Annotated in this window: 5 protein-coding genes; all 5 read right to left on the bottom strand. The window is 56.0% G+C overall.

The features are described 5' to 3' along the window. On the bottom strand, nucleotides 1–213 hold a 213-nt coding region (locus KF784_18530), incomplete at its 3' end, for a helix-turn-helix domain-containing protein (protein MBX3121061.1). Nucleotides 214–255: 42 nt separating this feature from the next. Then, complete coding sequence (locus KF784_18525) at nucleotides 256–1,263, bottom strand: replication initiation factor domain-containing protein (protein ID MBX3121060.1); 1,008 nt, start codon at nucleotides 1,261–1,263, stop codon at nucleotides 256–258. A 684-nt stretch (nucleotides 1,264–1,947) separates the two neighbouring features. After that, on the bottom strand, nucleotides 1,948–4,281 hold the full coding sequence (locus tag KF784_18520; GenBank protein MBX3121059.1) for a site-specific DNA-methyltransferase: 2,334 nt from the start codon (nucleotides 4,279–4,281) through the stop codon (nucleotides 1,948–1,950). 140 nt (nucleotides 4,282–4,421) lie between these two features. Next, complete coding sequence (locus tag KF784_18515) at nucleotides 4,422–6,089, bottom strand: putative DNA binding domain-containing protein (protein MBX3121058.1); 1,668 nt, start codon at nucleotides 6,087–6,089, stop codon at nucleotides 4,422–4,424. Continuing rightward, the gene (locus tag KF784_18510) at nucleotides 6,086–8,794 is read right to left on the bottom strand and encodes a DEAD/DEAH box helicase family protein (protein MBX3121057.1); all 2,709 of its coding nucleotides are present in this window, start codon (nucleotides 8,792–8,794) and stop codon (nucleotides 6,086–6,088) included. Before KF784_18510 ends, KF784_18515 begins: the two co-directional genes overlap by 4 nt. Nucleotides 8,795–9,250 lie beyond the last annotated feature (456 nt).

Here is a 9,250-nt window from a genome sequence, read left to right as displayed (position 1 = left end):
GTGGTCTAGGTCTCGGGTATCGTCGCGTCTGAGGGCAGGTAAGCGGCTTGCTGTGGCCGATTCAAAGGCATCGAGCCACTTCCGAATGTCTTCGGGTTCAAACCTGACGAGGCCATGAATGCGACAGTAAGGAATTTTGTTCTGTGAGACCCAGAGATACAGTGTGGACGGCTTGATGTTGAGCCAAGCTGAGAGTTCTTTGACGGTAAGCATCTGCAGATACACCGGGGGAGTCTGGCGACACCCCCAGTCCCCCTAGCATGGGCTGCCCGCGTGACCGCCGGCAGACCGGTGAAACCGAGTGGGTAGTTGCTTGAGCAAATTGCGGTGTCGGTCTTTCCACCGAGCAATGCCCCTGACAATTTCGTTCAGTAGCCATGCTTCCCCTCCAGGGGTGGCACAAATGACCGCCAACATCGGCGTCAGGGTGTCGCTCACCCATCGTTTCACGTTTTGCAGGGTCTGCACCTGCTGCTCCTGGGCTAATCGCCCCTTCTGAAATCCCTCCGTCAGGAGGGCGTACCACTCCAAGACTGGAGCGCGGTACCGTTCTTCATCTTCGGCATCCTTCGGGATCTGCCGGAAATCCACATACGACCGCAGGAGGCCGACCACCAACTCCTTCCAATCGGCTTCGTCTAAAGTCGCCAATGCGCGGGCACACTGTTCCGCACGGTCTTTCTTGAGTTCCAGCTCCCATCGGACTCCATACTCCTGCCAATTCGGCTGCTCCTTGCTCTGGAGCTCTAACCGCTTGTCATAGATGCGGAGTAACGTCTGGCTCTGTGGGCTGCCAAAATACATCGTCTCACCGGTTGTTGCTCCGGTCCCATGCGTCAGGTTGGAGACGATATGCCGGACTTGGGCCGCACGAGTGACACACTGACCGGCAGCAACGGCCTCTCGAATCATGCTGACCGGGACCGATCCGGCTCGATCATCCAGCGCACAATCAATCCGAGTGACATGCCCTTGCTGCTTGTGCACCCACCTCAGCAGGGTGCGGATTTGATCCAGTGTCAGGGCGGACGTCAGGCCGCCCGACAGATCCACATGAATTTCATTCGGACGACGAGGCGCGTTCGTGCCCAATTTGCCGACCCCGCGCAATCCGTCGACCTTCATCCAAGACAAGGGATAGCCTCGGAAGCCGCCTTTGGCCTTGCTCCAATCGCCACCCAGGACCTTCATGGTCTCTTGCGGATTGGTGGCCAGGACCGTAAACGCGAGCCAATCAATGGTGAGGGTGAAGCTCGAATCCATGGAATCTATCGAACTCCTGTACGGAGCGCTGTGGGTAGCACCCCCGTGTTACCAAGACGGGGGCCATTCCGCTCCGCCCCGCAGCCTGTCGGCATGCGGCGCGGACCGGCATCACCTCCCGGCCAAGGATGACGGTGTTGTTCTGAACAGGGCTCCATTGGTGGTGTCAGTGCATCCTTGTGACCGTTCCGTTGCAAGCTCCGACCTTATGCAAACGCCACCACGTAGTAAAGAACCCTCGAGGGGACAGGAGGGGTCCCGAGGGGACAATAGAGGACAGATTTTGTGACAGCTACAACACGAAGGGAAGTAGGCGTATGGATGCGTATCTGCGCTTTCGTGCGCCAGTGGCGGCAATTGTGCGCATGGTCCTGAGACGAGATCTGGAGCGAATCAAAATCAGCTCGTTTTTGACTGGTGCGCGAAAAAATATTTGTCGTTTCACTGGTGAGCCTGCGGATCGTCAAATGTCTGAACTGAGGGGCAGAATGGAAAAATGCACATTCAGATGAGACTTTGCAGGGGTACGTCGCCGACTTCAAGTGAGACGCAAACCATTGATTTCCATGAATTGATGGAGGGTAGAAGTAAAGCCGATGCCATGCATAGGTATGCTTTAGTGCGCGTTGGCGGAAAGCTCTTTTTTCGTGTGGTGTGCCATCAGATCCAAACCCCTACTGCCACTCATCCCACGGTGATAGGCATCAGCGTCATGGTGTCGTTGCCGAAGATGTCGATGACTTTGACGGCGACGATGTAGCGGCCCAATTTATCGTAGCGGTGCGGAGCGGATTTCAATTCAAGGTCGCGATTGTGGCGAGTGCGGAAGCTCTGCCACTCGTTCTCGAAGATGTAGGCCCCGGTCCAGCGCTCTTCGAAATCGTCAGCGGCTAATTCGAGTTCGCGTTGGTCCGGCTCCTGTCCAGGCAAGAAGCCCTGGACACCGCCGAGGCCTGTGCCACGCTGGACCTTGATGATTTCTTTCCGGCTTTCGTAGTTAAAGTCCACCGCCCAGTAGTCCACCCAGTCGGTCCACTTCTTGGTGAGCATCTCGCGAGTGACGACGCCCTGTTTGTCTTTGCTGATTTTGATGAGCTTGCCCGCCTCGCACACCACCTCGCTCTTGCCCTCTTTCAGCTCAGCGGCGATGGATTCCACGAGTCCCTGTGAGTAGTAGACGGAGAAGTCGGACAGCTCTACGGCCAGTGTGAGCTTATCCTTCTTGTCGAATCGCGGCGTGACTTCGATATAGGCCACGTCGTGGAAACGGACCTGTCCCTTCTCGACGGCGCGTTTGTCGAACACCTCCGGCGGGATGGTCTTGGGCGCGAGGTCGATGCCCTTTTGTTTTGCGTCTTCCAGAACGGCGGGGAAGAGGCCCATCTCGAACTCGAAGGCCAACACATCCACGCGAGAGGCACCGCGTTTACGGCATTCGGTGATGACTTCCTCGATAAACAGCCGCCCGACCGGCAAGTTGATCGGGCCTACGACGACGAGTCGCCCACTATTCTTGCCGTGGAAGAATCCGGTGTCAGGCAAAGGTTCAGCGCGGTAGGCCTTGAGGATCAACTCACGGAACTCCGCCTCTTTCTTGGCCAGCGCCTGTTCTTTCTGTTTGCCCGTGAGACGCCCGGCGACGTTGAGATAGGCCTGGCGCTCGTAGCGGCCCAGATTGAGCACTTCAAAAGCGCGAAAGGGTTTGCCGCCGGCTTTCAACTCACGCTGTACTTGAATGAGCCGCTTGCGCGTGGTGTGAATGCCGAACTTGCCGAGGTCGGTAGCGATCCATTTTCGGCCCAGCTTTTCAGCCACAGCGGCGGTCGTACCGCTGCCGCAGAAAAAGTCCGCTACCAAATCGCCTTCTTTGCTGCTGGCTTCAACAATACGTTCCAACAACCCTTCCGGCTTTTGAGTCGGATAAGCAACGCGTTCCTCGGCTGCTGAGTTCAAAACTGAAATGTCAGTCCACACGTCGTGAACAGCTACGCCCTTGAGTTCGCTTAACGGAGTCTTGAGGCGAGGTGTGCCGGTCCTCGTGAAAGCGATTCGTCCGCGAGCTATCAGGTTGTCAATTCCGGGTTGGTCGTAACCCCAATGTCTACCAGCAGGAGGTTCAATGCTCTTACCATTGAAAATCCGAGCTGGTCCCGGGCCCGCGCCGGTTAAGTCTGAAAGGCGGTGAATCGTTCCATCCTCGTCAGTCAGGAAATCGTGACCACGCGCTGTTTCCTCGGTTTGAGCAACGCTGGGGGGACTCCACGTGAGGCTTTCGCTTTTGGAGTAGAAGTAAATCAGATCGTGAACACGCCCAAGTTGGTTCACGCCTTTGCGGCTCGATGTTCTCTGCCAGACAATTTCGTTTCGGAAGAGTTCGGTTCCGAAGATTTCATTCATCACCAAACGGATAAACCCGTTCACCCTCGGGTCGCAATGCACGTAGATGCTACCCTCTGGGTGCATCAAGTCGCGCATGAGAATAAGGCGTTCATAGATCATGGCGATGAAGGAATCGGCGCCGCGTCCCCAGGTGTCGCGGTAGGCGATTTGCTCAAGAAGGTTCGGCTCTTTATGGAAAGTCTCGCCGCCGATCTCGATATCCATGCTGAAGTCCGCCCCCACATCGAAGGGCGGGTCGATATAGATGAGCTTGAGGCCGCCGGCCTCCTCGATCTGACGGCGGAGCGCCCCGGCTTTGAGGGAGGAGAGAATCAACTTGTTGTCGCCCCAGATGAGCTTATTCGTCCAGCCCTTGACCTGGCGCCCGCCCAGGTCGAGATCGAGTTCTCCCTCGCGCTGTTCCTTCCTAGGCTCGTCGATGTGTTCGAGCGTCTGAAACGGTAGCACGGCTGTGCAGACTTCGCGGTTTTTTCCGTTCCACACCAGTTCGACTTCGCGCTTATCGGCGAAGAGCAGAAAACGGTACTTCTCCGGCAGCGGCTTGCCCTGTTCGATGAGCTTGATGAGGTCGCGCTTTTCGGCGTCGGAGAGCTCGTAGTGGGCGTTTTCGCGGGCCATGGGGACTCCAGTCAATTAACCGTCAATTAAGATTTCCTTGTAACCATCGGGGTTTATTGGTGTTTCGGTGGCTAACCGAGGTTTTTGGTCACTCACACGTGTTGGTTGGTATGGATGGCCGTAGTCAATTGTAGTTAATCTTAGTCAATTGTAGTCAATCGCCAGGTAGCCCCTTTGGTGCGGCCGTCGGTGACCACTTTGCCCTCCCGACGAAGGCGTTGGAGGAGATTGTTAATTTTGCGGGCTTTCTGCTTGCCGGACAGCAGGTCGGACAGCTTTCCTGTGAGGAGCCGTTCAAAATCAGTTCGTTGCCCTTGCTTGAAGGTTTTCAGGTAATCGAGAATCAGATCGCAGAAGTACCGGTCGTCGAAGGCCCGGTGGCGGATATATTCAGCCTGAGTGTCCGTCGCGGCGGCGACATCGGCCGCAACATGCAGCCTGGGTTTGCGGCCTTCGATCAGCCCACGGTGCCGGAGGTCTTGCACGAGGGCGTCGTCTGGTAGGCCGCCTTTTTGAACAGCATCGAGCGCCAGCACGTCCGGCCACGGGAGATCGGCATGGGTGAGCAATGCGCGACTGTAATTTTCGTCGATGAAGCGGCCCTGAATGCGCAGTGTGACGTGGCCCGGCTCGGACAAGTCATAATCAGGCAACGGCAGGTAGCGGCTGGCTTGTCCCTTCCACATGACCTCACGGATGCCGAAACCCAGGGTATCAATCATGCGTAACGTGACCATGGCTTCAGCGAGGAAACGATTGCGATACCGGCGGGGCGAACGGTTGGCCCGAATGTAATCATCGGGTGTGCCGTCGTAAAACTCGCCGGCGTTCTGAAATTCGAGTTCACCAAGCCGCTCGATGACAAGAATGCGTTCGCAGCGGGTGTAATCCTGATGGACAATACAGTTATGGAGGGCTTCAAGGACAATCTTTTCGTCGTATTTCTGGATGTCCACCGGGATCAGCTGACCCGGCGGTAACAGCGAGAGGCGCAGATTGCGAATGCGCTGGAAGAGCCGTGACGTGTTGAGCAAGAAGGGCGGATGGAAATGTTCGTACCCGCGTTCAGGGCCTTCGAGTTTCCAGGTCATCTCGGCTACATACGGGTTGAGCAGCGTGGTCGTCTGTTCCCGGCCCAACAAGAGCAGGCAGGTACGGGTGATGCCGCCCCGCACGGTCAATTTGGCCTGTTCCAGAAATGTGGCATCATCCCAAGCGTGGATGGTTGCCTCAGGGATGCGGCTGGAATACCGGGCAGCGAAGATGGCGCGAGCTTTCGCCAAGGCCTCCGGATCAAGGTCGGCGAGAGTGGCTTGCGTGACCACAATGGCAGACCAGTCATCTGCGAGACCCTGCGCACGGATTTCGTCCTGCTTGGCAATGCTGAGACCGGTGAGGCTGGAGCCGGCCCGAGCATAGAAGTGGGTTTGCCATGCGATGGGAATCCCGCGCGGCGCGGCGGGAATCTCAAACAGCACCACCCGCCCGGCTAGAGTCATCAGCTCATGGATGTCACGGAAGCTGGTGGACGGGTCTGTGCCCTGGGCAATCTGGTGCTTAAGGCTGTTCAGCCGTTCCCGCTCCCGTCGATACTCGGTGCCGATGACGCGGCGCGTGCTGTTGTCTACGCCAAACACGAGCCACGCGGCGGACAGGCCGCGAAGATTGGCTTCGTTGCTCAGGGCCGAGAAATATTTCCCGATGTCGGACGTGGGAAAATTGTCGTTGGCATCCTTGAACTCCACACACTCGCCTTCCCATGCGGTGAGAAGGTGCTGCAAGGTTTGTTGGGGTTCCGTCTCGTTCATGACTTGTAGTCGGTGAAACTGGTCGTGAGTGCGGCGAAGGTGGTCGGTGAATGTTTTTCAAACCCGGCTTGATCGACAAAGACGTACTGGTACCGTTGCCCGTTTTCTTCTGCGGCGGTCGCATCGGCGCACCACTGCTTGAGCCGGGCCATCTTCTGCGGCAGATCCAATTCAGCCCGCCCCTTGGTCTCCACAATCCAGACCACGCCGTCGGTGGTGCGTACGAGAAAATCCGGGGTATAGGTGGATAGGTCGCCGTCGGCCTTCACGTAGTCGAGCTTGAAGCCGACCGCGAGATAGTTTTTGGCGAACGCTGCGACATCTTTGGCGGACTCCAGAAAGGCCGCGAACGAGAGCTCGAACCCACCGGAGTGCGGTTCACCTACCGTTTTGGTGAAGATCGACTTCCTGGCGGTGAGAAACGGACGATGTTCGGTGCGAAAGGGCCGCGTCTCACGCAGACGAATCCGAGCTTCAATGCGCGTGGTACCGGCGTCTTGAATGGTGAGCGCGTTGATGGCGGTTTTGAAGGTATCGTAGAGCGTCTTTGCGACCTCAGGCTCTGACAGGTTCCGCAGCACCACCGGATCTTCCAGATGCACCGGGGATTCGGCAAACAAGTGCTCCCGCATGAAAGTTTTCATCTTGCCGTAGAGCACGTCGTAGCCTCCGACAAGGCGAAGGTCTTTCATGATTTGGCGGGCGAAGAAGGAGACGACAGAACGGTAGTCGGCGGGACCAGAGCCATCGAGGTGGATGGTATGGTGTACTTCGGCATCGAGCATTGTCTTGAACACAATTTCCCGTGTTTGTTCCAGAGTAAATGCCTTAAGCGGAATCCGGACGTTACGCAAGGCCGCCGGATCGATGGCGTCCAGATCCTTATAGTCTCGCTGGAAACGGCGGCTGAGTTTGGGGAGGGGAATGTCCAATTCGTCTAGATTTTTGGCAGGATTTTCCTTGTCCACCTCGACGATCAATGAGTCCTGACGTGTAGCGCCTCCACCCATCGGTACGTGTTCGAAGCTGACTCCCTCGGTCTGGATGGACTCGACGAACTCCATGAAAGCGGGCGTGCCCATGACAGAGACGGTTTCTTTTGTGTCGGAGCCGAAATACATTCGTCGAAGACCTCGCCCTAGCGTTTGTTCCGGCAAGATATTGCTCTGCGCGGCGTAGGCGCGGAGGCCGCAGATAACAGTCACGTTGCGCACATCCCAGCCTTCCTTCAGCATGAGCACGGAGACGATGGCTTTGTAGGGACTTCGCCACGTGTCGATCTCGTTGGATTCCTTGCGGAGCTTCTTGAGTTCTTCCTCTTTCTTGCCAGAGGCAGCCTCTGAGATTTCTCCATTATTCTTGGTGTGAATGACCAGGACTGCACCTTGCAACTCTGGGCAGATCTTTTCGAGGTAGGCGCCCACATCGTCGCAATTGCGGGTGTCATCTACCATAACGAAGAGCACGGCTTTCTTGCCGAGCGCTTGGTGTTCGGCAAAGCTCTTTCGCCACTCCTCGATGCCCAGCTTCAGATAGTCATCGTATTTCTCGGTGAACAGGGCGCTTGTTCGCTCCGTTAGCCTGGCGCGGCTGGTGGCGTCTGGCAGAATGGGATGCTTCACCACATTTTGATGAATCGCCTCGACCAGGGGGTAGTCGGAGACGGTATGCACGAAGATTGCCCCATTATTGTGACGTGGCGTGGCGGTCACATCGACTTGCAGTGCCAGGCGCCGGTCTTTCTGAAGCATCCTGTGGTGAATGTCCTGAATGGATTTGAACCAGGCCATCTTTGGGTCGTGAATATGGTGCGCTTCATCGTTAAAGACGGCCAATTCTTCAATCTCTCGCACGAGTTCGCCGAGATCAGTTTGGCTGTCGGTGGTTTTGCCGACTGGTTTGGGGCCGAACGGTGCAAGGAAATAATCGCGCAGGTCATCATCTTCCAATGACGGGTCGGCGACTTCGCCGAGAAAGACGCGATGGATGTTCGTTAAAAATAGATTGCCGATCTCGCGGACGACCCGCACGTCGTCTTGGATGTGCAAGGTCAGTTGAAAGTCATCCCGCCAGTTGCGGCTTTCGTATCCATTGCCGGGCAGGATGGGGTCATTGAAAAAGATCCTGAGCCCATCGAAATCGGCACGCAATCGGTCGAGCACAATAATATTTGGTGCAATGACAAGGAAGTTACGCGAGAGGTCGGAATCGGTTTCATACAGCTTATGAAAGAAGCTCCAGGCGATGAGGAGGGAGAGCACTTTGGTTTTTCCGGCTCCGGTCGCCATTTTCAACACGTATCGGGGCCAATCTTCATCGAACATGCCGGAGGATACTGCGCCCGATGCATCGAACCGGAGCAAATCGTATTTGTCGCGAGCCCGGCGGACTTCAAAGAGCCAGATGACCGTCTCGACCGCTTCGCGTTGGGCAAAATAGTAGCGGAATGGGGAGAGTGATCCGTCTGCATTCTCGATAAGATGCTTCGTTTCGAACCAATGGCGAAGCAGTGCCGCTGAGGTGGTAGATGCACCGGGGTAATGGGCTGTTCGCCAAGCGTGGACTTCCTCACGCACTTTTGCCACAAGCGGCGGTAGCAGCTTCTCATAAGCCGTGCTGCGAAGCGCTTCATCAGCCGGAAACCAGCGCTGGTGCGGGAGGAGAGGTTCGTAAGGAGAAAAAGGAAAATCAGGGTGTAGCGACATAGTAATTCCAAACACCAATGCATGTCAGGGTGCGAAGATTACCCGTTTGTCCACCGGAATGCACGTAGGTTTAGAGGAGGAACTGGAAGTAGCAGTCTAGATGTAAGCCCCCATGAGCCTCGGCCCCAATTAGAATTTGCAAGATGCTAAACCTTCTTATTCTGCTTGCCGGATATGATGGGATCGGAGATCAAGTTCCTGTGGTCTTTTGTGTCCCCAAAGGGGTTAATCCTGGCTCAACCTTAAGGACGACGGATGTATTACTCATTGGATGCCATCCACCGCTAGCAGCCAGAAGAAACTCGTGTAAATTTCGTGTGCTAGATTTGTGCTAGAAAATGTCAGAACGCTCAATATTGGTTCGAACTAGTAGAACCCATAGAATGTCGTTAACCGCTCGATCCATAAGGAAAAAACAGGGAAACCTTCGCGAAATCAAGCCACTGTTAAAACTGG

The organism is Fimbriimonadaceae bacterium, from assembly GCA_019638775.1.
Lineage (GTDB): Bacteria > Armatimonadota > Fimbriimonadia > Fimbriimonadales > Fimbriimonadaceae > JAHBTD01.
This window is presented reverse-complemented; position numbering and strand designations above follow the sequence as displayed.